Genomic DNA, 23,793 nt, shown 5'->3' with positions numbered 1-23,793 from the left:
CGTCCTCCTTAGAAGGTGTAGGCCGCGCCGAGGTAGTAGAAGACGCCGTTGAAGCTGATCTGCGAGGCATAGGTGTCGTACTGGTTGAAGCCGAGGTAGGCGCTCTCGGCCGGCAGCTTGTCGGGCTTCACGTCGAACAGATTGTTGGCCCCGGCGCTCAGGGTCAGGTTGCGGCTCGCCGCATAGCGCAGGGCGACGTCGGTGATGTACTTGGGCGAGTTCTCGAAGCGGTTGAAGACCGTGGTCGAATAGGCATGCTCGCCGGTGTAGTAGTCCAGTTCGGAAACCGTCTTGCTGTAGCGCGTTTCGCGCAGGGTCAGGCCCCAGCGCCGGTAGCTCCAGTCGGCCTGCAGGCTGACCTGGCTGCGCGGCGTGGAACTGGTGATCCAGGCCTGCTGCTGGTCGTTGAGCAGCGGCTGGCCGTTGCGCCCGCGATGATTCCTGACCAGCTTCGTGCGATTGACGTTGGCGCCCAGGCGCCAGTCGATCCGGCCCCACTCGCCGAGCCGGGTCAGGTAGCTGGCGGTGAGGTCGAGGCCGTGGGTACGGGTGTCGGCGCCGTTGGTCATGTAGTGGGTGCTGACCTGGGTCAGTCCGGCCGGGATGCTGATCCCGCCGGCGCGCAGCGCATCGATCGCCGGCTGTCCGGAATAGGTGGCACCGTCGACGATGCGGTCGCGGATCTCGATGCGATAGGCGTCGATGGCCAGGTTCAGGTCCGGCAAGGGATCGAGCACCAGGCCGAGGTTGTAGCTGATCGACTTTTCCGGCTCCAGGTCCTCGGCGCCGAGCAGCCTGGCCGCCGGCGAGTTGACCGCCAGCAGGCCGCTGGCGATGGTCGGCGAGACGCCCAGGCTGGTGTAGTTCTCCTGGGCCAGCGACGGCGCGCGGAAGCCGCTGCTGATACTGGCCCGCGCCGATACCTCGGGGCTGAAGCGGTAGCGGCTGGCGAGCTTGCCGTTGGTGGTGCTGCCGAAGTCGCTGTAGTGCTCGTAGCGCGCCGCCGTCTCCAGTTGCCAACCCTCGCCGAGGGCGGTGGACAGGTCGAGATAGGCGCCGAGCACGTCGCGGCTCCACTGTCCGGCGCTGGCCGGCGCCTGCCCGGGGAGCGCCTTGGAACCGCCGTTGTAGTAGGACCAGGGATCGCCGGCCTCGACCTCGTAGAGTTCGCGGCGTTGCTCCAGGCCCCAGGAGAAATTCAGCGGCGCAGGCAGCCAGGCGAGGTCGAAGTCGCGGCGCAGGTCGAGATTGTTGGTCCACTGGGTGGCCTTGTAGCGCGCCAGGTCGAAGGAGCGCGGCGAATCGCCGGTCTCGCCGTAGAGGGCGAGGTTGATCGAATGGTCCATGCCGATCTCCGGGCGGTCGGCGCCGTAGGTCGAGCTGAGGTCCCAGTCCCAGGCGCCGAACAGCTCGCCGCCACGGGCGCCGAGGGTCAGCGAATAGTCGTCCTCGTCGCTGGTGATGCGCGGGGTGAAGCCGTTCGGATAGAGCCGCGGCGCCAGGGACGGCAACTGGTAGATCTGCGCCGAGGACACCGAGCGATGGGTATAGGTGGCGAAGCTGTACAGCTCGACGTTGTCGTCCAGCGCCACGCCGGCGTTGTAGGCCAGCGCCTGGCGGTGCAGCGAAGGGTCGCCGATGGACGGGTTGCCGTAGCGCCCGGTGCGCTGGTCGATGCCGGCGCGGATGGTCCGCGCCTGCTCGCGGAACTGCGCGCTGAGGTTGAGGAAACCGCTCTCGCCGAAACGCAGGCCGCCATTCACCCCGCCGTTCTGGGTCAGGCCGTCGCCATCGCCGTAGCGACCATTGTCGTAGGCGAGCCGGCCGCCGTGGTCGGCCGACGTGAGGATGACGTTGATCACCCCGGCGATGGCATCCGAGCCGTACTGCGCCGAGGCGCCGTCGCGCAGCACCTCGATGCGCTCGATGGCGGCGAGCGGGATGGTATCCAGGTCGACCCCGGTGGAGCCGCTCTGCAGCCCGCCGCTGACATTGATGTTGGCGGTCTCGTGACGGCGCTTGCCGTTCACCAGCACCAGCACGTGGTTGGGACTCAGGCCGCGCAGCGACTGCGCGTTGGTCAGCGCCGAAGCGTTGTAGGCCTGGGCCTGGCGCGACAGCGAGGGCAGCAGGCGCACCAGGGCGTCGCGCAGGTCGCCGCTGCCACTGTCGCGCAATTGCTCGGCGCTGACCACATCGATCGGTGCCAGGCTCTCGCCGGCCTTGACATCGGCCTTGCGGGTGCCGGTGACCACCACCGTGGCCAGGGTCCCGGCGGGCTTCGCCGCCGGCAGCGCGGCATCCGGCGCCGTGGCGCGTTGCAGGCTGAGCACGCCGGCGGCGCTGCGGCTGTATTCCAGGCCGCTGCCCCGCAAGGCCCGCTGCAGCGCCTGCTCGACGCTGTAGGAGCCCTGGATCGCCGGTGCCGGCAGGCCCTCCACCAGGTGCTGGTCGAAGGCGATCGGGGTGCGACTCTGGCGGACGATGCTCAGCAGTACCTGGGCCAGTTCGCCGGCCGGGATGTCGAAGCGCTGGATCTCGGCGCGGCTGGTGGCGCGGACCTCCTCTGCCGCCGACTCGCCGGGCTGGCCGAGGCAGGCCAGGCCGACCGCGCAGAGCACGGGGACGAGTCGAAGACGTGGCGAACGCGGGTTGGGCATGGTCGGTTCATCCTTGAGCGGTTGCGGATGCCACCGAGTGCAATTGCCCGTACCGATTTTCAGCCGCGCGGCAGACCGATTGCGCATAAGGTTATGCCTCGCCCTCCCGCGCCCGGCAGCGCCAGACGCTGACCGGGATTTCGCTGACCTGTCCGTCGGCCTGCATGCGCCGCTCGGCGATCCGCCCGAGGCGGACGAAGAATTCCTCCAGGCGCGTCGCCGGCACCAGCGGTGCGAAATAGGTGCCGAAGGTGGCGGCGTGGAAACGCTGGTACTCGGCGGAGTCGGCGACGCGCAGGGCCGCCGGGCGGGAGACGATGGAGTCGACCCGGAAGTGCCGTTCGACGCGTTCGCGCAACGCCTCCCGGCCACGGGTGCGGGTGCCCATCGGCAGCAGCCCGGCTTCCGCGTAGAGCGCCGCCACCCGTTCCGGCGCAGCCAGGCCCATCTCGACCAGGGCCTGGGCGACCAGGTCGTCCTCGCCGCCGAGGCCATCCTCGGCGAACGGATGGTGCGAGGTGAACAGGAATACCCCCTGCGCCTCAAGGTGCCGCGCGACCCACCGGAACAGCCGCTCTTCGTCGGGATACAGCCAGTGCAGCACGGCGGTCATGCTGATCAGCTCGAAGCGTTCCGCCAGCGGCGGCAGGTCGAGCAGGTCGCCCTCCAGCAGACGCGCCTCGACGCCAGCCCCGCGCAACTGCGCGCGCGCCTGCTCCAGGCGCAGCGGCGAACGCTCGATGCCCCACAACCGTTGCAGGCCGGGCCAGCGCCGGGCGCCGCCGAGCAGCAGCGAGCCGATGCCGCAGCCGAGATCGAGCAGGCTGCGCGGCTCGATGCCGGCGCGGTCGAGCACCCAGTCCTGGTCGCGACGTTGCAGCAGTTCGCTGGAATCCTGGTAGCCGTCCAGGCTGCGCGCCTGTTCAATGATCGCGTTCATGTACGCCTGCTCCTTGGTTGAGGCTGTCCGCCGTGATGGTCCATACGCAGCCGTGGCCTTGCGGCTCTTCGTAGAGCCGCCAGTCGGCGCGGCAATCGCTGGCGGCGACGAACGCCGACAGCAGCTTGGTGCAATAGGTGCAGGCCGACTCCAGGGTGATCGGCACGCCTCGGGCGCGGGCGCGCTCGCGGTAGTCCCAGATCGCGCAGTGACGGTTGTGGAATACCGCGCGCCCGTCAGCCTCGGCCTGCACCTCGAAACGCGAACCGTAGAGCGCGGCCTGGCGTGCCAGGCGGTCGGCGGCGCTGGCCGGATCGCCCCGTCCCGCCGGTTCCAGCGCGCGATAGATCCGCGCGGTGGCGCGCGCCCAGTCGTCGAGCCGGTAATCCGCCGGGCGCGCGACGATGAACTGTTCGATCAGCGCCTGGGCGCGGAAGAACACCGCCTGCCAGGCTTCGGCGCGCAGGTCGTCGGTCGCCGGCAGATCGGCGAATATCCGCGCGCTGGTCGCCACCCAGTCCCCCAGGTCTTCACGCCGATGGCGCTCGGCGAGGTAGGCGGACATCGCCGCGTGCACCTCGAACACCCGCTGTCGCCAGAGCGTCGCCTGCGCCGCCGGATCGCGTTCGACGGCGCTCATCGGAGCGCCTCCCGGTGGCTGGCGAGAAACCCCAGCAGGTGCTCCAGCACCGCGTCCGGGGCGTCTTCGGGGAGCATGTGGCTGGCGCCGATGGCGGCGCCCTCGACCTGCCCGGCCCAGGTCTTCCAGATTTCCAGCGGATGCTGCCCGGCGGCGTAGGGGCGTTCCTGCCAGAGCACCTGGACCGGGCATTGCAGGCGCCGGCCGGCGTCGCGATCGGCCTGGTCGGCGTCGGCATCGACGCCCACCGCGGCCCGGTAGTCCTCGCACATCGCATGGCGCACGGCGGGGTCGCGGAACGCCCGGCGGTAGCTTGCCAGCGCCTGCGGGTGGTAGATGTCGCGGCCCTGGGCCATGCGTCGCAGGGTGTAGTCGAGGAAGTGCTCCGGATCGGCGCCGATCAGGCGCTCCGGCAGGTCGTACGGCTGGGCGAGGAGGAACCAGTGGTAGGCGTTGAGGGCGAAGGCCTTGTTCACCGCCGCCCAGTTGTCGAGGATCGGCACCACGGTCAGCGAGACGAAGGCCGCGACCGCCTGCGGATGGTCCAGCGCCAGGCGATAGCCGACCCGCGCGCCGCGATCGTGGCCGATCACCGCGAAGCGTTCGAAGCCGAGCTGGCCCATCGTTTCCAGTTGGTCGCGGGCCAGCGCGGCCTTGGAATAGTCGGCGCCCTCCTCGTCCAGCGCCCGCGATTCGCCATAGCCGCGCAGGTCGGCGAGGACCACGCTGTAGTCCTCGGCCAGGCGCGGAGCGATGCGGTGCCAGGCCAGGTGGGTCTGCGGATAGCCATGCAACAGCAGCAGCGGCGGGCCGCTGCCCTTCACGGCGACGCGGAGGCGCGCGGCGGAGGTGTGCAGGGTCAGGTAGTCGAAGCCGGGCAGCAACGGATCGGTGCTCATGGGCGGCGCCTCACAGGATGATGCTGATGCGCCGCTGGGCGCTGATGGTCTCGTGGTCCAGGCGGATCTCCCGCGAGACGATGCGCAAGCCCTCGGGACCGTCGCGCAGGACATGGCTGGCTTCGCCGACGAAGTTCCAGGCCTCGCGGTTGCGGAACTGATGGACGACGAAGTTGCTGCGGCTGCTGACCAGTTCGCCCTCGACCCGCTTCAGCCGCACGTTGCCCACCAGGCGGCGGGTGCGCGAGCGCGGCTGCTCCATCCAGGTATGCCCGCCGAGGATGCTGTCGACCCGCTCGCGCAGGCGCACGTGGTCGTCGTCGATGATGTACAGGCTGTCCTCCGGCGCCTGGCCGGCCAGTTGCTCCTGCAAGGGCAGCACCCGGTAGCGTGCGGCGCGCTCGAACAGCGCGAACCAGGTATCCAGCAGGCGGTCGTCGAGCAGTTCGGCTTCGGCGACGAGGAAATCGCTGACCCGCGCCAGCAGGTCGCTGTCGGGACGGGACAAGGCAAGGCTCATGAATATCCTCCGGGAAGAAAGTGCCGCTCAGAGGCTGATGTCGACCCCATGGCGGGTCAGCCAGCGGTCCAGGTTCAGCAGGTAGGCCAGGCCGGCGGTCGGGCTCGCCGAGGCACGCGGGCTGGGCAGCGGCGTGCCCTGTTCGAGAGCCTGGCGGACCCGCCCGGCGTCCACCAGTTCGAACAGCGGCGAGCGGCCGTCGTCGAGCAGGCGGCCGACCCGCTCGCGCAGCAGCGCCAGGTAACGTGGGTCGGGGTTGGCCGGGAAACCGCTCTTGCGCCGCTCCAGGATCGCCTGCGGCAGGTGCCCGCGCAGGGCCCGGCGCAACAGGCTCTTGCTTTCCCCGGCGACGCTCTTCAGCGCCCAGGGCAGGTTCCATACGTACTCCACCAGGCGGTGGTCGCAGAACGGCACGCGCACTTCCAGGCCGACCGCCATGCTCATCCGGTCCTTGCGTTCGAGCATCGCCGGCAGCCAGCGGCTCAGCGCCAGGTAGGCGACCTCGCGCTGGCGCCGCTGGGCGGCATCCTCGCCATCCAGTCGCGGCACTTCGGCGAGGGCCTCGCGGTAGCGCGCCCGGATGTATTCCGGCGCCGCCACCCGTTCGGCGACCTCCCGCCGCAGCAGTTGCCAGGGCCCGCTCTTGCCGGCCAGCCAGGGGAAGCCGTCGTGTGCGAGGGCGCCCGGGTCGTGGAAGAACGGGTAGCCGCCGAACACCTCGTCGGCCGACTCGCCCGACAGTGCCACCGTGGTGTGCTCGCGGACCTGGCGGAACAGCAGGTAGAGCGAGGCGTCCAGCTCGCCCCAGCCGGGCAGGTCGCGGGCCTGGAGCACCGCCTCGTCCTGTTCCAGCACCTCTTCCGGGGCGACCAGCACGGTACGGTGCGGCGTACCGAGGAAGTTCGCCGCCAGCTGCGCATAGGGTTCGTCCCAGCTGCTTTGCCAGGGCGTCGGGACGAAGCCGCGGCCTTCGCCGGGGAAGTCCACGGAGAAGGTCGGCAGGCGCCGCGCGTCGCCATCCAGCGCGGCCACCGCGAAGGCGCTGATGGCGCTGGAGTCGAGCCCGCCGGAAAGCAGGCTGCCCAGCGGGACGTCAGCCACCAGTTGCTCGGCCACTGCCTCGCGGAGCAACTGGCCGGCGCGTTCGGCGCTGTCCTCGGCGCCCTCTTCGTGACGTTCCGCGCGCAGCGCCCAGTAGACCAGCTCGCGCACACCATTGCGGTCGAAGCGCAGCGCCTGGCCCGGCCGGACCTGGCGCAGGCCCTTGTACAGGCCGTGGCCGGGAGTCGGCGCGGTGGTCAGGGCGAACAGCTCGGCGATGCCGCTGGCGTCGAGCACCGGGTTGGCCTCGGGGTTGGCGAAGATCGCCTTGGGTTCCGAGGCGAACAGCACGCCTCCGGCGGTCGGGTAGTAGTACAGCGGCTTGACCCCGAAGCGATCGCGCACCAGCCACAGGCTCTGCTCGCGCTCGTCCCACAGGGCGAAGCCGTAGATGCCGCGGAGCCGGGCGAAGGAAGCCTCGCCCCATTGCAGATAGGCGCGCAGCACCACCTCGGTGTCCGAGCGGGTACGGAAGACCTGGCCCAGCGTCTCCAGCTCGGCGCGCAGCTCGCGGAAGTTGTAGACCTCGCCGCTGTAGGTCAGCGCCACCCGCCCGCCCGCCTCGGCAAGCATCGGTTGGGCGCCGTTCTCCAGGTCGATGATCGCCAGGCGCCGATGGCCGAGCAGCGCGTGCCGCGACAGCCACAGGCCTTCGGCGTCCGGCCCGCGCGGGGCCAGGGTACGGGTCATGCGTTCAAGGATGCTGCGCTGCTCGCCGAGGTCGCGGCTCCAGTCGGTCCAGCCGGTGATTCCACACATGGATGACGTTCCTTGCAGTGACCCTTTATTCCCCGCGTAGCCAGGGCGGCGCGCAGGGATCTGCAGGGAGCGATGGTTGAAGACGGCTCAGACGGCCACGGCGAGACGCCGCAGGGCGGCGGGCTGCTGCCCGAGCCGGCGGCTCCATTCGCGCCAGAAGCCGCGGTTCTGTTCCTCGTCGACGTGGCGGCGGGTTGCCGGTCCCATGCCGCGGGAGAAATCGCTGTAGCCGAGGGCGGCGTGGGCGTAGGCGCGCTGACAGGATTCGAGGATCTCGACGTCGTCGGGGGTGCCGAAACCGCCCGGGCCGATGAACGAGATCAACCCATTGATCCGCGCCGCCCGCTCCTCGCGCGTCTCATCGGCGAAGCCGGCGCCCCATACGGTGACGCTGACCTCATCGGCGGCGGTCGGGAAGAACGAGCGGATGTTCAGGCCGAGGATGTCGTTGATCACCAGGTTGGGAAAGATGAACAGGCTTTTGTTGGTGTGGGCGATGTCCTCTGCCCGCGCCTGCCCGAAGCGTTCCACCAGGCGTTCGAACTTGGCGGCGATGGACGGCTTGAGCGCTTCCGGGAACAGCGGGCTCCAGTAGGCGATCGGCCGTCCGGTGGACGGCGGGCCGCTGATGATCAGCGCATGGCCGTTGCCCAGCGCCTCGCCGCGACCGTGGCGCTTGTGCGACTCCGGATCGGTGCCGAGGCTATTCAGGTATTCCAGGTAGCGCTTGTGGGCGAACGGCAGGTGGTAGGCGTCCACGCCGTTTTCCGCGAGCAGCTTCCAGTTGGCCTTGATCGAATGCTCGAAGCCGCCGGGAATGATCTCCAGTTCCGCCTCGGACTGGTCGCAGATCAGGTCGATGTAGTCCTTCGCCTGGCCCAGGTAGGTTTCCAGGGACGCTTGCCGGGCGCCGTAGTGGATGAACAGGAAGTTGCGGTAGACCGCGTGTTTCACCCGTGTCAGGGAAAGCTCCGGATGGCATTGCCCGGCGTGCTGGTAGGCGGCCTTGTCCGGCAGGCCGATCAGGCTGCCGTGGCTGTCGTAGGTCCAGCCATGGTAGGGACAGGTGAAACGCTGGCTGTTGCCCTGGCGCTCGGCGCAGACCTTGGCCCCACGGTGCGCGCAGGCGTTCAGGTAGACCGCCGGCTCGCCATCGACGCGACGCTGGATGATCAGGTTGCGCCCGCCGACGTCGCGGGTGATGAAGTCGCCGGGCTCGCGCAGCTCGCTGAGGTGGGCGGCATACAGCCAGCTGTCGTCGAATATCTCGTGCAGTTCGCGCCGGTGCAGTTCCGCGGAAACATAGGCCTGGCGCCTGACCCGGAAGTAACTTGCGTCGTCGGTCTCGATATATTCACTCACCGCCTAACCTCCGTGTAACGTTGACAACCCGGCAACGGGGACGGAGGAAACCTAGCACGGGGAAAATCAATTCCGGCAGACTATTTATTCATTAGCTAATAACTCGTAACCCCATGAAAAAAGACAAAATAATTATTTCCCTCGGCGACTGAAAATTCGTCCCTCTCATTGCACTCATGCTTTTATGAGGGGTCGCCCCGTTCAACTCTTCAGGTTCACCAGGTCGAGCAGGTCGGCACCGGCCTTGATCTCCTGCAGGACGATTTCCGAGCGGATGTCGGTGACGCCGGCGGCGCGGTTCAGCTTGTTCACGATGAAGTCCGAATAGTGCTTGAGGTTGCGCGCCCGGACCCGTAGCACATAGTTGGTGGCGCCGGTCACCACATAGGCGGTGACCACCTCCGGCCAGTCCCGGACCCTGGCGATGAACGCCTCGTGCCAACCCTCGACGTCCTGGCGCAGCGACACATGGACGATGGCTTCCAGCTCCACGCCCAGTCGCTCGGCATCCAGTTCCACCGAGTAGCCGCGGATGATCCCCTCGCTTTCCAGCAGGCGCAGCCGGCGCAGGCAGGCGGATGGCGAGAGGGAGACCTTCTCCGCCAGGTCCTGGTTGCTCATCCGCCCGTCCTGCTGCAGGTGACGGAGAATGCGCAGATCGATGGCGTCCAGGGACATGTGCAGTTCCTATCAGAATGAATAGCTATCTTCGAATTTTGTGCGAATAGATTGCCATACGACCTTGCATTTCGCACGAAAATTCTCCGAAATCTCGTTCATTATCATTCGCTGGATTTCCGGAGAAAAACAATGACTTCGCTCCGCTACTGGGACATCAGTCCCGCCCTCGACCCGAACACGCCGACCTGGCCCGGCGACACGCCGTTCCAGCAGGAATGGGCGGCGCGGCTGGACGAGCAGTGCCCGGTCAACGTCGGCCGGATCACCCTTTCGCCGCATACCGGCGCCCACGTCGACGGCCCCCTGCACTACCGCGCCGACGGCCTGCCCATCGGCCAGGTGCCGCTGGACGTCTACATGGGACCGTGCCGGGTGATCCACTGTATCGGCGCTAACCCGCTGGTGACCCCCGAACACCTCGCCGGCCAGCTCGACGACCTGCCCTCGCGGGTGCTGCTGCGGACCTTCGAACGGGTCCCGGCGAACTGGCCGGAAGGCTTCTGCGCTATCGCTCCGGCCACCATCGAGTGCCTCGCCGAGCGCGGCGTCAGGCTGGTCGGCATCGACACCCCGTCGCTCGACCCCCAGCACTCCAAGACCCTCGACGCCCACCACGCGGTGGGCCGCCACGGCATGGCGATCCTCGAAGGCGTGGTCCTCGACGACGTGCCCGCCGGCGACTACGAACTGCTCGCCCTGCCGCTGAAATTCACCCACCTCGATGCCAGCCCGGTGCGTGCCGTGCTGCGCGCCCTGCCTACCGCGGAGTAACCGATGACCACTCGTGACGACTGCCTGGCGCTCGACGCCGGCGATCCCCTGGCCGACCTGCGCCAACTGTTCGCCCTGCCCGACGGCGTGATCTACCTCGACGGCAACTCCCTCGGCGCCCGCCCCCGGGCCGCCGTGGAGCGCGCCGCCGAAGTGGTCGCCGCGGAATGGGGCGAGGGCCTCATCCGCAGCTGGAACAGCGCCGACTGGCGCGGCCTGCCGGAGCGCCTCGGCGACAAGCTGGCGCCCCTGATCGGCGCGCGCGCTGGCGAAGTGGTGATCACCGACACCACCTCGATCAACCTGTTCAAGGTGCTCAGCGCCGCCCTGCGGATCCAGGAGGAAGAAGCGCCAGGGCGCAAGGTGATCGTTTCCGAATCGAGCAACTTCCCCACCGACCTGTACATCGCCGAGGGCCTTACCGACATGCTCCAGCGCGGCTACCGGTTGCGCCTGGTGGATGGCCCGGAGCAACTGCCGGCGGCGATCGACGCGGATACCGCGGTGGTGATGCTCAGCCATGTCAACTACAAGACCGGCTACCTGCACGACATGCGCGAGGTCACCCGCCTGGTCCACGAAAACGGCGCCCTGGCGATCTGGGACCTGGCCCACTCGGCTGGCGCGCTGCCGCTGGACCTGCACGCGGCCGAGGCCGACTACGCCATCGGCTGCACCTACAAGTACCTCAACGGCGGCCCCGGCTCGCCGGCCTACGTGTGGGTCGCGCCGCGCCTGCGCGAGCGTGTCTGGCAACCGCTGTCCGGCTGGTTCGGTCATTCTCGCCAGTTCGCCATGGAGCCGCGCTACCAGCCCGGCGAAGGCATCACCCGGTTCCTCTGCGGCACCCAGCCGATCACCTCGCTGGCCCTGGTCGAATGCGGCCTGGATATCTTCGCCCGGACCGACATGCAGCGCCTGCGCGACAAGTCGCTGGCCCTCGCCGATCTGTTCATCGAATTGGTGGAAAGCCGTTGCGAACGCTTCGGCCTGACCCTGGTGACCCCGCGCGAGCATGCCCGGCGCGGCAGCCATGTCAGCTTCGAGCATGCCCAGGGCTACGCCATCGTCCAGGCCCTGATCGACCGCGGGGTAATCGGCGACTACCGCGAGCCGGGCATCCTGCGCTTCGGCTTCACCCCGCTGTACACCCGCTTCGTCGAGGTCTGGGATGCGGTGCAGGCGTTGCTGGAAATCCTCCAGAGCGAAGCCTGGAAAGAGCCGCGTTACCAGGTCCGGCACAAGGTGACCTGAGCCCCGCTCGCGCGGGCCGCGCCGGTATTCCCGGGGCGGCCCACGAACACCCACCGCTCTCGCGCACAGGAGCCCGCGACCGGCACCCGCACATCGCCACCGACGTTCCCTCGGCAATTCATAAGAACCCCAATAAGATTCCAGAGGACATCCAGATGAACGACCCCCAGGGCTTCGAGGCCATCTCGCGCCGCGAACAGGGCCTGCAACGGCGGCTCTCGGCCGCGCAGATGAGCATGATCGCCATCGGCGGCGCCATCGGCACCGGCCTGTTCATGGGCAGCGCCTTCGCCATCGGTTTCGCCGGCCCCAGCGTCCTGCTCAGCTATGCCATCGGCGCGCTGATCACCCTGCTGCTGATGGGCTGCCTGGCGGAAATGACCGTGGCCCATGCCACCCCCGGCTCGTTCGGCGCCTTCGCCGAGCACTACGTCGGCCCGCTGGCCGGGTTCCTGGTGCGCTACGCCTATTGGGCGGCCATCGTCCTGGCGGTGGGCACCGAGGTCACGGCGGTGGCCATGTACATGAAGTACTGGTTCGCCGGTATCCCGGAATGGGTCTGGATCATCTCCTTCTCGACCCTGCTGATCGGCCTGAACGCCAGCAGCGTGAAAGCCTTCGGCAACTTCGAATACTGCTTCTCGACACTGAAGATCGCCGCCATCGTCGCCTTCATCCTGCTCGGCGCCTACCTGGTGTTCGGCTCCGCCAACCCGGCCTACGGCGTGCACAACTACAGCGCCCACGGCGGCTTCTTCCCGCACGGCCTGAAAGGCATGTGGATCGCCGTGGTGGTGTCGATCTTCAGCTATCTCAGCGTGGAGATGATCGCGGTCGCCGCCGCCGAGGCCGAGCATCCGGAACAGGCGGTGAAGTCGGCGTTCCGCTCGACCATCGTGCGCCTGGTGGTGTTCTACCTGCTGACCCTGGCGCTGATGCTCGCCATCGTCCCCTGGGACCAGGCCGGGCAGAGCCAGAGCCCGTTCGTCACGGTGATGCAGGCGATCGGCCTGCCCGGCGCGACCGGCGTGATGAACTTCGTGGTGCTGGTGGCCGCGTTGTCGGCGATGAACAGCCAGCTCTACATCACCACCCGGATGATGTTCAGCCTGTCGCGCGCGGGCCACGCGCCGAAGGGCCTCGGCGAACTGAGCCGCCAGGGCGTGCCGCTGAACGCGCTGCTGCTGTCGAGCGTCGGTATCGCCCTGGCGACCCTGCTCAACCTGGTCTACCCCGAGCAGTCCTTCACCCTGATGATGGCGGTGTCGATGTTCGGCGCCCTCTTCACCTGGCTGATGATCTTCTTCACCCACCTCTGCTTCCGCCGCCACCGCGCCCGCCACGGCGGCGCGCCGCTGGCCTTCCGCATGCGCCTGGCGCCCTGGTCGACATTGCTCGGCCTGGCGCTGATGGCGGCGATCCTGGTCACCACCTTCTTCACCGAGGCGTTCCGCATGACCCTGGTCTTCGGCGTGCCGTTCCTCGCGCTGCTCAGCGCACTCTACCTGGTCTTCGTCCGCAAGCCCGGCAGGGATTGTCCAATAGAACGGGCAACGCCCTAGGCGCTCTCCGCCCTGCGAACCTGGCGCGCACGGCAAACTCCGACCGGCGCGCCCTTTCCGGACCGGGCGGTTCCGTTTCCCATACCTTTTCCGTCGCACAAAAAGCATTACCCGCCGGCCGCCGCGACTCCGTAGCGTAGTGCCCAACCGGACGTTCCGGCCCGCGGCGCGCCGCGGCCGGCGCGCTCCCGTCAGGGACGAAGTGGCGGCACGCCCAGCCATCGAGCGCACTGCATCGCTCTGCCCTGTGGGGACGCAGACGTCGTCAGCCATGAGGGGAACACGATGCATCCGACCTTTTCGCGGATCCTGCTGGCCGCCGCGCTGGCCAGCGCCGGCAGCCCTGCCGTCGCCACCGAAATCCAGCTCGAGCAAGGCTGGAACGCCGAGCAACGCGCCTCCTGGTACGACGCCTCGCTCGGTTCGCGGCTGCTGCCGCTGGCCTGGGCCCAGGCGCTGGAGCGTCCGGACAGCGAGGAGCGCCTGTTCTCCGAAGACAACGCCCGGCGCCTCGGCTTTCCCCTGCGCAACTGGCAAGGCGGCGAACTGCGCCTGCCGCGCGGCTTCGCCCTCGACCAGCAGGACGACAGCCAGTTCTCCGACACCCGCCTGCGCTGGAAAGCCCGCCAGTCGTCCAGCGAACCCTGGGTCGGGCTGAATTGCGCCGGCTGCCACTCCACCGACATCAGTTACCGCGGCAGCGAACTGACCGTCGACGCCGGCGCCACCTTGGCCAACGTCCAGGCGATCTTCGACGAAGTGCTCGCCGCGCTGCGCCGCACCAGCGACGACGGCGACAAGTTCGCGCGCTTCGCCGGCAACGTCCTCGGCAGCGAGGACAGCCCGGCCAACCGCGACCTGCTGAAGGCCGCCCTGGCCAAGCGCGCGGCGCTGATCGACACCCTGCTGAGCATGTCCGCCACCGACCTGCAACCCGGCCCGGGGCGCCTCGACGCCACCGGCCAGTCACTCAACCGCGCGGCGATCAACTCTGGCGCCCGTCACCTGCAAGCGAACCCGACCGACGCGCCGACCAGCTTCCCGGCACTGTGGCACACGTTGCAGATGGACAAGCTGCAATCCAGCGGATTCGTGCCCAACGTCAAGGTCCTCGACCTCAACGGCCAGGTCTTCGACCTCGGCTACCTGGCCGGCGACATCGGCGTGGTCCAGGGCGACTACGGCGACGTGGTCAGCCATCCGCTGTCCGGCCTGGAGGGCTACATCTCGAGCATCCGCGTGGACAACCTGACCCGTGTCGAGGGCCTGATCCACAAGCTCAAGGCGCCGGCCTGGCCGAGCCAGCTGTTCGGCGCCCCGGACAGCGCCAGGCTGGCCCAGGGCAAGCGCCTCTACGAGGAGAACTGCGCGGCCTGCCATGCGAGCATCGGCCGCGACGACCTGCAAACCCCGATCAAGGTCCGCCAGGTGCGCCTGAAGGCCCATGGCGACGACGCGCCGATCGGCACCGACCCGTGGATGGCCTGCAACACCTTCACCTTCAGCAGCCCCAGCGGCAACTACTTCGGCCTGTTCCGACCGTCCCTCGGCACCCCCAGCGGCGTCGGCATCGTCGGGCGGACTTCGAAGATCGCCGACATGCAGGTCCCCGAGGTGTTCCAGATCATGCTCGGCAAGAAAGGCCAGCTGGCCGACGGCATCGCCGAGATCATCCACGCCATCGTCACCGGGCAGCAGACCCTGCCCGGCTCCGACAGCCTGCAAGCGCTTCCCACCGGGCAACTGCTGCTGGCCGGCGGCGACCCGGCCGGCAGCCAGGCGCCGAGCCTCGCCGCCGGCGAAGTCCCCGCCGACAAGAGTGCGCGCAAGGACTACTGCCTGAACACCGAGCATCCGTTCCTCGGCTACATCGCTCGCCCGCTGAACGGCATCTGGGCCACTGCGCCCTACCTGCACAACGGTTCGGTGCCGTCGCTGTACGACCTGCTGCTGCCCCAGGAGCAACGGCCGACCACCTTCTACACGGGCAGCCACGAGTTCGATCCGAGCCGGGTCGGCTACCTCACCGGGCCCGGCCCGGACAACGCCTTCCTCTTCGACACCCACCTGGAAGGCAACTCCAACGCCGGCCACGACTTCGCCCGCGAGTACGACGAAAGCCAGCGCCTGGCGCTGCTCGAATACCTCAAGACCCTGTGAGCCGGCCCCGCCCACATGCCCAATAGAGAGAACCGCCCGATGACCCTATCGCGACTCAGCCTTGCCATCCTTTCCGTCCTCGCCGGTGCCCCGGCATTCGCCGACGACAGCGGCGTCGACCTCGACCAGGGCTGGAACCAGACCCAGAAGACCGCCTGGCTGGAAGCCGGCCAGGGCTCGCGGATGCTGCCGCTGGCCTGGCTGGTGGCGCTGGAGCAGCGCGCCAGCGAAGAACCGCTGATGTCCGACGCGCTGATCCGCCAGTACGGCTATGTCCCGCACACCCTCGGCGGTTCCAGCGTGAAGGTGGTGCAGGGCTACGCGGTCGACCGCAGCGACGACAGCGACCTGACCTTCACCAAGCTGCGCTGGAAAGCCCTGCAGGGCTCCAGGGAACCCTGGGTCGGGCCGACCTGCAGCATGTGCCACACCTCGCACATCAGCTATCAGGGCACCCAGTTGACCGTCTACGGCGGGCAGACCATGGGCGACCTCGCCGGCTTCCAGCTGGAGATCCTCGGCGCCCTGCAGAGCACCCGCGCCGACACCGCCAAGTTCGAGCGCTTCGCCCGCAAGGTGCTCGGCGCCGACGGCCTGGTCAGCGGCTACAACGACGCCAACAAGGCGCGCCTGCAAGCAGCCCTGGACGCCACCATCGTGCGCCTGCGCGACGGCTCGCACTTCAACCTGCCGCACGATCCCGAGTTCGGCCCGGGCCGCCTGGACGCCATCGGTTCGATCTTCAACTCGGTGGGCTACGAACTGCACGCCGACCAGCAGATCTACGGCGCCGAGGACGCCCCCGTGAGCTATCCGTTCCTGTGGAACGTACCGCAGCTGGACCGCGTGCAGTGGACCGGTTTCAACCCGAACCACATCAACGTGGTCGACATCGACAACCGCAAGTTCGACGTCGGCGCCCTGGCGCGCAACGCCGGCGAGGCGGTCGGGGTATTCGCCGACGTCAAGGTGCTCAGCCCGATCCAGTCGGCGCTGCACATCGGCTACCCGTCGAGCATCAACGTCGACAACCTGATCCGCATCGAAGACCAGCTCGGCCAACTGAAGCCGCCGGCCTGGCCGAACCAGCTGTTCGGCGCCCCGGAGCCGACCAGGGTCGCCGAGGGCCGCGAGCTGTACCGGCAACATTGCTCCAGCTGCCACACGCCGCTGGACCGCAACGACCTGCGGACCCCGGTGAAGACCGTGCTCACCCACCTGCAGGCGCGCGGCGAGGTCGCGCCGATCGGCACCGACCCGTGGACCGCCTGCAACAGCATCGCCCAGCTGAAGACCGGCTACGTGCGCGGCAAGCCCTACCTGTCCTTCGTCGGCACCGGCCAGCGCGGTTTCTACGGCAAGCAGGCCTATGCGGTGGACGTGCTCCAGGAAGTGGTGGTCCAGGCCCTGGCCGCGCGCGGCCTGAGCGTCGCCCTGGGTGCCTTCCAGACCGCCGCCCTGGGCATCTTCGACGGGCAGTTACCGCCGCTGATCAGTCCGGTTCCGGACAGTCCCGATGCCGCCAGCGCCGAAGCGCCCGCTGCGAACGCGCCAGGCGCCCTGCTCCTGGCCGAAAACGTCGCGGCCGACAGCGACAAGGCCCGGCGCCTGGAGCAGTGCCTGGCGATGACCAGCGACCTGATGGCCTACAAGGCGCGCCCACTGAACGGTATCTGGGCCAGCCCGCCCTACCTGCACAACGGCTCGGTGGCGACCCTCTACGACCTGCTGCTGCCGCCGGACCTGCGGCCACGGACCTTCTACACCGGCAGCGTCGAGTTCGACCCGGTCAACGTCGGCTACATCACCGATGCCGGCGGCGCCAACCGCTTCCTCTTCGACAGCGGCAAGCCGGGCAACGCCAATGGCGGCCACGACTACGGCAACGCGCAGTTCAACGAGCAGCAGCGCCGCGCCCTGGTCGAGTACATGAAGACCCTCTGAAGCCCCTCGCGCGGCCGGCGCTCCCGGCCGCGTCCCTCAACCGGCGGCGACCCGCCGCGCGGTCTCGACGAAGCATTCGAACTGGGTGTCGCTGGCGCGAAGCCGCGAAGTCGGCGACACCGCCAGCCCCACCGGCAGGCGGAAGCCTTCGTTGACCGCCGCCGGCAGAGCGGTGAAGGCCACCCCCGGATAGGCGAACTTGGTCAGCGACAACGGCAGGAAGGCGAAGCCGTCGCCGCTGGCGACCTGGGCCAGGAGAATGCTCAGGTCGTTCGGCCGCACGCTGCGCCGGGGCGCGAAGGCGGCGGCATCCATCGCATCGTTCATGAACTGGCTGTAGGCGGGAAACAGCGAGTCCTTCGGTACCAGCAGCGGCTCGCCGACCAGGTCGTTCAGCGACCAGTCGGGCGCCAGTCGCCGGTGCAGGGTTTCCGACAGGGCGATGACGTGCTCGTAGCTGCCGATCTCCATCAGCTCGTATTCACGCACCACCTTCGGCGGCGCGCCGATGATCGCCGCGTCCAGGGACGACTCGCGGACCAGGCTGAGCAGGTCCAGCGATGGCGCCCAGGATGGCGAAACGGCGCTGCACACCCGCGCTTCCTTCAGTTGCCGGGCCAGCTCGCCGGACCAGCCGGGATCGAGGTAGCGACTGAAACCGATGTGCAACTGGCGGTCGTCGCCGTCGCCGATGTCGCGGGTCAGCGCCTTGGCCTCGGCGATGATCTTCACCGCGCGGCAATGCACCACCCTGCCCACCTCGGTCAGGCTCACCCCGGCCGGACCGCGGACGAACAGCGCCTCGCCGATGTGCACTTCGAGCGCCTGGATCTGCCGCGACAGCGACGGCTGCGAAACGTGCAGCACCTCGGCGGCCTGGCCGATGCTGCCGTACTCGGCGACACAGGCGAAATACATCAGCTGGCGCAACGAAGGCATCGCCTTCGACCAGTTGATGATTGGGAAACTGGCATCGGTCACGGACATTGCGTACATACCCCTCGCTGGCAACACGGGTCGGATCGGCACGGGCAGGGAAACCCCGGGACGGCGCGACGAACGACCGCCGGCAGCCTGCTTCCGAAAGCCGTTTCGCGGCAGAAGAACGAAAGATAGGTAGCGGAGATGACAGGAAGCGCGACGTTCGGGTCCGGGACGCTCTTCATGGACGGCGTCTTGTTCCCGCGCCGCCAGTATAGCCAGGCGGCATGGGGAACTGGCCATGCGGCGCGCCACCACCGCGGGCCACCCTCGCCGTTCGGATAGGTCCCCTTGCCAGGTCGGTCCGAAGCTGCCAGGGACCGTCGCAAGCACTGCGCCGTGGGCACCGGCCACGAACTCAGGCCACCTCGTCGGCAGCGGCTGAACCGCTTCGTCTTTTCGTGAACCGCTTCCGTGTCGGCGGAGCGCCAGGGGGTCTACGCTGAGTTTTTCAGGATCAGGAGTACCGCCATGCTGGATCACGACCTGACTGTCGCCCTGCTCTGCCGTCTCAACCAGAACCAGAGTGCCCTCGGCATGGCCCTGGAGGAGCTGGCGATCTGGGCGAAGCGCCATGAAGGCGGCGAAACCTACGATGTCGTCATGAACCACCTGCAGACCCTGGAGCGCAATGCCGACTTCGTCGCCGAGGCCATCGTCGTCCTGATGGCGGATCGCTGAAGCGCGCCGCCCCCGTACGAGCGGACGAGCCTGCGCGGTGCCCTGGGAACGGCGCGCAGTAAAATCTTCAAGATTTTTCTTACAAGGCAATAGGACTCGTCCAAGTTACCTCGCCCATAGCTCCCGGTACCCTCGCCCGTTACACCTTTCAAGCACCAACGGGATCTCCAGGGCTTATGCTTCTTCGAACCATCAGTGTGGAAACTGCCGAGCAGACGGAACTGAATGCGGCCTTGTTGTGTGGTTTCGCCATTCCCGCCAGCGACCGCAACTTCATCGCCTACAGCCTCAACGAACAGGTCGACGAAAACGATTCGCGCGTCTACATCGCCTCCCTGTTCAAGACCGACGACGGCTTCCGCCTGGGCCGCCTCGACACCGACGAGGCCTGCGAGGCGGCCATCCAGGTGTTCCGCCAGCTCGTCCGCGAAGCCACCACCGGCAACCGCCGGACCAGCGACCTGGCCTACCACCTCATCGACCTGCAGGACGCGGCCATCGCCCCCTCGCGGCGGGAAGAACACCGCTCCCTGGTGCTCGAGCGCGAGTGGGTGATGAAGCTCGTCACCTTCGAGTCCCCCCATGGCTACGGCCCCGCCCTGGATGGCGAGGAACCCTGCGCGGACGTCCCGCCGCTCGTCCATGAGGCCCTTTTCGAAGACGCCGCTCCCGATGTCCTCGCCGCGGACGATGCGGACGAGGCCTCGGACGGGCCGGCGGAGCCCATCGACGAGCCCGAGGCGGCGGAAGACGAAACCGTCACAGAGGCCGGCTGCGTCGAGCCCGAGCTGCGGCCGGAGGCGGAAACGGCAGTGCCCGAGGGTCGGGCGCCAGCCGAGTTCCCGGCGAATGCGGAGCAGTCCGCCAAGGTAGCGGATGCCGAGGCCATCGGCGCCTTCGTCGACAACGCCAGTCATCTTCGCGAGGAGCTTGCCGACCTGGCGCAGCTGCTCCACCCCGCGCTGCACGCCGCCGACGCCACGGGCAGCGCCAACCTTCCGTCTCCAGACGCCGCCGAGGAATCCTCCATGCCCCCGAGCCCCTCCCCCCTCGCCGCTTCCGCACCCGCGCCGGAACCGGTATCGGCCAGGGTCCCCAGCCTGTCGCTGCGCCTCCGGGTGCCGCCCGCACGCCTGGCCGGCGCCGAGGGCGAGGCCGACGCCAGAGAGGCGCCCACCCAGGCCGCCGCCGTCATTCGCCAACCCGAGGATGAAGCCCACGTGGATACGGATACCGCGCTCGATATCGGCAACGATACCGAGCATCTGCTACAGGACGTGCAGGGCACCCTGGCCGACCTCGCCGGCATGGCCCAGCAACTGAGCCAGCAGAAGCAGGAAGCGCTCAAGCAGCAGGAGTCGCTGGAGTCGCTCCAGACGCAATTGCACGAGAAGGAGCGGCAATTGCAGGAAAAGGAAAAGCAGCTCCGGCAGTGGCACAAGCGCCTGCAGGACGACCGCCAGGCGCTGGAGCGGGAAACCGAGCAGAGCAACCGTCTCCTGGCCGAGCGCAGCGCGGCCCTGCAACAACTCGCGGAAAGCGTCGAAGCCCGCGAGCGCAGCAGCGCGCGGCGAGCCGAAGTACTGCAGATCGAACAGGAACGCCTCGAAGAGTTGCGCAGCCAGCAGAACCTGCGTCAGGCCGAACTGGAAAAGCGCGAAGCCAGCGTCCAGCAGCGCAGCCTGGAACTCGGCGAGCGCTTCAAGAAGCTGGAAAGCGCCCGCGAGAAGCTGGCGCAGATCGTCAAGGGTTTCAACGAGACCGTACAGTTCAATACCGCTCTGCACGCCATCAGTCATACCGGGTTGAAGCGCCAGGAAGAGAGCGCAGCCGAACTGGAATAAGGTTCTCCTCCGGCAAAAGGGCGCGGCGCCGATACTGGCCCGCGCCCTTTTTCATTCGCCCAGCCGCGCCCGGCCGCGCCCGGCCGCTCGCCCTCGGGACGCGGTGCCGCCGGCCAGTTCACCGGTGCGCAGAGCAGTTGTGCGCCGGACAGCGCCGGCAGGCGCACCCATTCGGGAAACTCCAGGTCGTAGCAGACCATCACCGCGATTCGCCCGAAGCGGGTGGCGACCACCGGCGCTGGCCCTGGCACAAGGCCATGGGAAGGACGGAGTGTCGGCAAGCGAAGACGGGAAGGGAATCAGTCAGGTCAAATAATCAGTTGAGCATTCTCTGAACCATACGCAGGGCGTTCGCTGAACCGAGGGCCGCTGAGGCTCCGCGTGGTCTCTTCTGCCCCCGCTCAAGGGCGGCGCGCAGCATGGCCCTCGGCGGAAACCTGTGGCGCCTGGGTCTGCCCCGCCTCGCGCGCCAGCAGGTCGCGCAGGCCGTGCGCATCCAGCGGCCGGCTGAGCAGGAATCCTTGCAGTTCGTGGCATTGCTCGTCGCGCAGGATATGCATCTGCCCTTCGGTCTCCACCCCCTCGGCGGTGACCCGCAGGTTCAGGGCGTTGCCGAGATTGATGATGGCCTGCACGATCGAACGGTCGCGCCCGGTCTTCTCCATGCTGGCGACGAAGCGCTTGTCGATCTTGATGCTGTCGAAGGGATAGGTGCGCAGGTAGCCGAGCGAGGAATAGCCGGTACCGAAGTCGTCCATGTTGAGGCGGACGCCCAGTTCCTTGAGGGCCGTCATGGTCCGCAGCGCGCCGTCGACATCGTTGAGCATGACGTTCTCGGTCACCTCCAGCTCCAGCCGGCGGGCATCCAGGTGGGCCAGGCGCAGCGCCTCGCGCACCTGCCAGACGATATCGCCGGTCATGAACTGCGCCGGCGACACGTTCACCGAGACCATCACCTCGCCCGGCCAGGAGGCGGCGGTGGCGCAGGCCTCGCGCAGCACCCAGTTGCCGATCTGCACGATCAGGTCGCTTTCTTCCGCCAGGCCGATGAACTCGTCCGGGCCGATCAGCCCGCGGTGCGGATGGTTCCAGCGGATCAACGCCTCCGCCGAGGCGATCGTCTGTTCCTGCGCCAGGAAGCGCGGCTGGTAGTACAACTCGAACTCGCCGTTCTGCAAGGCGGCGCGCAACTCGGTCTCGCGCAGCTTCTTCTCGGCGAGATGGGAGTCCATCGCTTCCAAGTAGAAACGCCAGGTATTGCGCCCCGCGGCCTTGGCCTCGTACATCGCCACGTCGGCGCAACGCAGCAGGCCGCGCGGATCGCCGCCGTGCTCCGGCGCCAGGGCCACGCCGATGCTGGCGCCGACATGGAAGCTGTGCCCTTCGTAGGCGATCTCGCGGTTGATCACGTCGATCAGCCGGCTACAGAACTTCTCGATTTCCAGCTTCGACGACACGTGGGTACTGACCACCACGAACTCGTCGCCGCCGAGCCGGGCAACCATGTCCTGGTCGCGGGTCGAGGCGCGCAGCCGTTCGGCGATGGCGTAGAGCACCGCATCGCCGGCGGGATGGCCATGCTGGTCGTTGATCGGCTTGAAGCGGTCGAGGTCGAGCATCAGTACCGCTACCGGCGACTTGCCAGCCTTTTCCGCCAGCAGGCGTTCGAGGAACTGGAACAGCTTGTTGCGGTTCGGCAGGCCGGTCAGGGCATCGTGCAGGGACAGATGCTGGATCTTCGCATGGGCTTCGACTTCGTCGGTGATGTCGGCCGCCGTGCCGCGATAGCCGCTGGCGACGCCGTTGCGGATCGCGCTGGCGCTCAGCTTGCCGACCCGCGCCTGGCCCTGGCTGTCGCGGAAAGCGCAGACCAGGCTGGACGGCGCACCGGCATCGGGCAGCCCTTCCAGCCACTTGACGATGTTCACCGTATCGCTATCCAGCAACTCGTCCAGCCGCCGCCCGATCCAGGCCTCCGGCTGGTAGCCGGTGACGTCGCGGAAGCGCACGGAGAGATAGGTGAAGACGAAATGCCCATCGACTTCCCAGATCCAGTCCGAGGCCGCCTCGGCTATCGACTTGAAACGTTCCTCGCTGGCCAGCAGGGCCTGGTTGCTGCGTTTCAGGACCTTCTGCTGGCGATCCACCGCGCGAGCGTTGAGCACGGCGCTGCGGCTCAGCCAGAACAGCAGCCCGGCGGCGAGCACGAAGATTCCCAGCAGCGGCAACGCGGTCTCCCGCAGCATGGCGCTACCCGGACGCGACGACACCCAGGCCAGGCGATGGGGAGTGCCCTCCAGGGCCAGGCTTTCCTTGTCGCCCGCCGCGCCGCCGGCCAGCAGGTGCAGGTTGGCGATGCCGTAGTCGCCGCCGAGCTTGGCCAGCTTCGCCGGGGTCAGCCGGTCGACGAAGACCATCACCGAGGCCTTGTCCAGGTCGATGGGCGCATGATCGCTGGTGGGCTTGATCGCCGAGGCGACCAGGATCGCCGGTGCGCCGTCGAAGTCGACGTAGCGGCTGATCGCCGCCTCGTCCACCGCGGCGCGGCGGGCGGCGCTGAGGATGTCTCCGGCATCGGCGCCCAGCGAGTCGGCCAGCGAGCGCTCGGACAGCTCGCCCTCGAGCATGGCGTAGCGAGTGCCACGGTCGTCGATGACGAAGACGCCGTCGTAGCCGTTGGTGGTGTAGAGCACCGAGCCGAGGTTGTTCTTGGTAAAGGCCCAGTCCACGTCGACCCGGTTTCCCAGATAGACGTAGGCGTCGGTCCAGAACGAATAGGTGGTGGAGAACTGCTCGGAATTTTCCCGGCGATTCTGCAGCGCCTTTTCCACGTAGAAATGGCTCTGCTCGATGGCGATGTCGTCCTGCTGCCTGGCGATGTGCAGGATCGCCCAGCCGCATGCACCGAGGGCGAGGAAAAGGGCGGCCAGGAACATTAGGAGATGCTTGGAGACCTGGGAGACTGCGGTACCGCTGGCAATCGCTGAAGCAAGCATCGATTCGCCATCCTTGTGACCGTATAGGTGCGGGCCTT

General features: G+C 68.1%; 17 protein-coding genes and 1 pseudogene. 7 read left to right on the top strand and 11 right to left on the bottom strand.

The window, feature by feature from the left end; all coding sequences use genetic code 11:
* Nucleotides 1-8: 8 nt before the first annotated feature.
* The 8 genes from VQ065_RS16000 to kynR all read right to left on the bottom strand — a co-directional run bounded on the left by VQ065_RS16000 (nucleotide 9) and on the right by kynR (nucleotide 9,559).
* Nucleotides 9-2,660 carry a TonB-dependent receptor gene (locus VQ065_RS16000; RefSeq protein WP_003088795.1) on the bottom strand — a complete coding sequence of 884 codons (2,652 nt, stop codon included), beginning with the start codon at nucleotides 2,658-2,660 and terminating at the stop codon, nucleotides 9-11.
* Nucleotides 2,661-2,751: 91 nt separating this feature from the next.
* The gene (locus VQ065_RS15995) at nucleotides 2,752-3,600 is read right to left on the bottom strand and encodes a class I SAM-dependent methyltransferase (protein ID WP_003088792.1); all 849 of its coding nucleotides are present in this window, start codon (nucleotides 3,598-3,600) and stop codon (nucleotides 2,752-2,754) included.
* A complete protein-coding gene (locus VQ065_RS15990) occupies nucleotides 3,584-4,240 on the bottom strand; it encodes a hypothetical protein (RefSeq protein WP_003088789.1) in 657 nt (218 codons plus the stop codon). Before VQ065_RS15990 ends, VQ065_RS15995 begins: the two co-directional genes overlap by 17 nt.
* Nucleotides 4,237-5,139: an alpha/beta fold hydrolase gene (locus VQ065_RS15985; protein WP_003088786.1), complete on the bottom strand. Its 903-nt coding sequence runs from the start codon at nucleotides 5,137-5,139 to the stop codon at nucleotides 4,237-4,239. Before VQ065_RS15985 ends, VQ065_RS15990 begins: the two co-directional genes overlap by 4 nt.
* A 10-nt stretch (nucleotides 5,140-5,149) precedes the next feature.
* Nucleotides 5,150-5,659, bottom strand: coding sequence for an aromatic-ring-hydroxylating dioxygenase subunit beta (locus VQ065_RS15980; RefSeq protein WP_003088783.1), 510 nt, complete (start codon nucleotides 5,657-5,659; stop codon nucleotides 5,150-5,152).
* A gap of 27 nt (nucleotides 5,660-5,686) precedes the next feature.
* Nucleotides 5,687-7,519: an asparagine synthase (glutamine-hydrolyzing) gene (asnB, locus tag VQ065_RS15975; protein WP_003088781.1), complete on the bottom strand. Its 1,833-nt coding sequence runs from the start codon at nucleotides 7,517-7,519 to the stop codon at nucleotides 5,687-5,689.
* A gap of 87 nt (nucleotides 7,520-7,606) precedes the next feature.
* Nucleotides 7,607-8,881, bottom strand: coding sequence for an aromatic ring-hydroxylating oxygenase subunit alpha (locus tag VQ065_RS15970; protein WP_003088779.1), 1,275 nt, complete (start codon nucleotides 8,879-8,881; stop codon nucleotides 7,607-7,609).
* A 201-nt stretch (nucleotides 8,882-9,082) separates the two neighbouring features.
* A complete protein-coding gene (gene kynR, locus VQ065_RS15965) occupies nucleotides 9,083-9,559 on the bottom strand; it encodes a kynurenine pathway transcriptional regulator KynR (protein WP_003088777.1) in 477 nt (158 codons plus the stop codon).
* A 132-nt stretch (nucleotides 9,560-9,691) separates the two neighbouring features.
* Here kynR and kynB point away from each other — a divergent pair, with 132 nt between their 5' ends.
* The 5 genes from kynB (at nucleotide 9,692) to VQ065_RS15940 (ending at nucleotide 17,253) form a co-directional block, all read left to right on the top strand.
* On the top strand, nucleotides 9,692-10,333 hold the full coding sequence (kynB, locus tag VQ065_RS15960; protein WP_003088775.1) for a kynurenine formamidase KynB: 642 nt from the start codon (nucleotides 9,692-9,694) through the stop codon (nucleotides 10,331-10,333).
* Between the two features lie 3 nt (nucleotides 10,334-10,336).
* The gene (kynU, locus tag VQ065_RS15955) at nucleotides 10,337-11,587 is read left to right on the top strand and encodes a kynureninase (protein WP_003088773.1); all 1,251 of its coding nucleotides are present in this window, start codon (nucleotides 10,337-10,339) and stop codon (nucleotides 11,585-11,587) included.
* Nucleotides 11,588-11,742: 155 nt separating this feature from the next.
* Nucleotides 11,743-13,149: an amino acid permease gene (locus tag VQ065_RS15950; RefSeq protein ID WP_003088769.1), complete on the top strand. Its 1,407-nt coding sequence runs from the start codon at nucleotides 11,743-11,745 to the stop codon at nucleotides 13,147-13,149.
* A gap of 285 nt (nucleotides 13,150-13,434) precedes the next feature.
* Nucleotides 13,435-15,309, top strand: a complete 1,875-nt coding sequence (locus tag VQ065_RS15945; protein WP_003088765.1) for a (7S,10S)-hydroperoxide diol synthase — start codon at nucleotides 13,435-13,437, stop codon at nucleotides 15,307-15,309.
* A gap of 39 nt (nucleotides 15,310-15,348) precedes the next feature.
* Nucleotides 15,349-17,253, top strand: coding sequence for a 10S-dioxygenase (locus VQ065_RS15940; protein WP_003088763.1), 1,905 nt, complete (start codon nucleotides 15,349-15,351; stop codon nucleotides 17,251-17,253).
* Between the two features lie 36 nt (nucleotides 17,254-17,289).
* Here the strand turns inward: VQ065_RS15940 and VQ065_RS15935 are convergent, their stop codons facing one another.
* Nucleotides 17,290-18,192 (bottom strand): LysR family transcriptional regulator, encoded by a 903-nt coding sequence (locus VQ065_RS15935; protein WP_004349593.1) that lies wholly within the window; start codon nucleotides 18,190-18,192, stop codon nucleotides 17,290-17,292.
* Between the two features lie 513 nt (nucleotides 18,193-18,705).
* Between VQ065_RS15935 and VQ065_RS15930 the strand changes: the two genes are divergently transcribed.
* Together VQ065_RS15930 and VQ065_RS15925 are read left to right on the top strand one after the other, a co-directional pair.
* Complete coding sequence (locus VQ065_RS15930; RefSeq protein WP_003088759.1) at nucleotides 18,706-18,915, top strand: hypothetical protein; 210 nt, start codon at nucleotides 18,706-18,708, stop codon at nucleotides 18,913-18,915.
* Between the two features lie 176 nt (nucleotides 18,916-19,091).
* On the top strand, nucleotides 19,092-20,759 hold the full coding sequence (locus tag VQ065_RS15925) for a hypothetical protein (protein ID WP_003088755.1): 1,668 nt from the start codon (nucleotides 19,092-19,094) through the stop codon (nucleotides 20,757-20,759).
* A 53-nt stretch (nucleotides 20,760-20,812) separates the two neighbouring features.
* Here VQ065_RS15925 and VQ065_RS15920 read toward each other — a convergent pair.
* Nucleotides 20,813-21,001, bottom strand: a pseudogene (locus VQ065_RS15920) (nitrilase-related carbon-nitrogen hydrolase); the annotation flags it as partial.
* A 159-nt stretch (nucleotides 21,002-21,160) separates the two neighbouring features.
* Entirely contained in the window at nucleotides 21,161-23,755 is a 2,595-nt protein-coding gene (locus tag VQ065_RS15915; protein WP_003088752.1) for a bifunctional diguanylate cyclase/phosphodiesterase, read from the bottom strand.
* Nucleotides 23,756-23,793 lie beyond the last annotated feature (38 nt).

Origin of the sequence: Pseudomonas sp. KBN10P06128 (assembly GCF_037574945.1) — a bacterium.
Taxonomy (GTDB): Bacteria; Pseudomonadota; Gammaproteobacteria; order Pseudomonadales; family Pseudomonadaceae; genus Pseudomonas; species Pseudomonas aeruginosa.
This window is presented reverse-complemented; position numbering and strand designations above follow the sequence as displayed.

What these genes read in the sequence shown, in the direction of transcription:
- VQ065_RS15980 (WP_003088783.1), bottom strand. Translation starts at nt 5,659, where the DNA reads ATGAGCCTTGCCTTGTCCCGTCCCGACAGCGACCTGCTGGCGCGGGTC.
- VQ065_RS15990 (WP_003088789.1), bottom strand. Translation starts at nt 4,240, where the DNA reads ATGAGCGCCGTCGAACGCGATCCGGCGGCGCAGGCGACGCTCTGGCGA.
- VQ065_RS15915 (WP_003088752.1), bottom strand. Translation starts at nt 23,755, where the DNA reads ATGCTTGCTTCAGCGATTGCCAGCGGTACCGCAGTCTCCCAGGTCTCC.
- VQ065_RS16000 (WP_003088795.1), bottom strand. Translation starts at nt 2,660, where the DNA reads ATGCCCAACCCGCGTTCGCCACGTCTTCGACTCGTCCCCGTGCTCTGC.
- kynR (WP_003088777.1), bottom strand. Translation starts at nt 9,559, where the DNA reads ATGTCCCTGGACGCCATCGATCTGCGCATTCTCCGTCACCTGCAGCAG.
- asnB (WP_003088781.1), bottom strand. Translation starts at nt 7,519, where the DNA reads ATGTGTGGAATCACCGGCTGGACCGACTGGAGCCGCGACCTCGGCGAG.
- VQ065_RS15945 (WP_003088765.1), top strand. Translation starts at nt 13,435, where the DNA reads ATGCATCCGACCTTTTCGCGGATCCTGCTGGCCGCCGCGCTGGCCAGC.
- VQ065_RS15925 (WP_003088755.1), top strand. Translation starts at nt 19,092, where the DNA reads ATGCTTCTTCGAACCATCAGTGTGGAAACTGCCGAGCAGACGGAACTG.
- VQ065_RS15940 (WP_003088763.1), top strand. Translation starts at nt 15,349, where the DNA reads ATGACCCTATCGCGACTCAGCCTTGCCATCCTTTCCGTCCTCGCCGGT.
- kynB (WP_003088775.1), top strand. Translation starts at nt 9,692, where the DNA reads ATGACTTCGCTCCGCTACTGGGACATCAGTCCCGCCCTCGACCCGAAC.
- VQ065_RS15930 (WP_003088759.1), top strand. Translation starts at nt 18,706, where the DNA reads ATGCTGGATCACGACCTGACTGTCGCCCTGCTCTGCCGTCTCAACCAG.
- VQ065_RS15950 (WP_003088769.1), top strand. Translation starts at nt 11,743, where the DNA reads ATGAACGACCCCCAGGGCTTCGAGGCCATCTCGCGCCGCGAACAGGGC.
- VQ065_RS15985 (WP_003088786.1), bottom strand. Translation starts at nt 5,139, where the DNA reads ATGAGCACCGATCCGTTGCTGCCCGGCTTCGACTACCTGACCCTGCAC.
- VQ065_RS15935 (WP_004349593.1), bottom strand. Translation starts at nt 18,192, where the DNA reads ATGCCTTCGTTGCGCCAGCTGATGTATTTCGCCTGTGTCGCCGAGTAC.
- VQ065_RS15995 (WP_003088792.1), bottom strand. Translation starts at nt 3,600, where the DNA reads ATGAACGCGATCATTGAACAGGCGCGCAGCCTGGACGGCTACCAGGAT.
- kynU (WP_003088773.1), top strand. Translation starts at nt 10,337, where the DNA reads ATGACCACTCGTGACGACTGCCTGGCGCTCGACGCCGGCGATCCCCTG.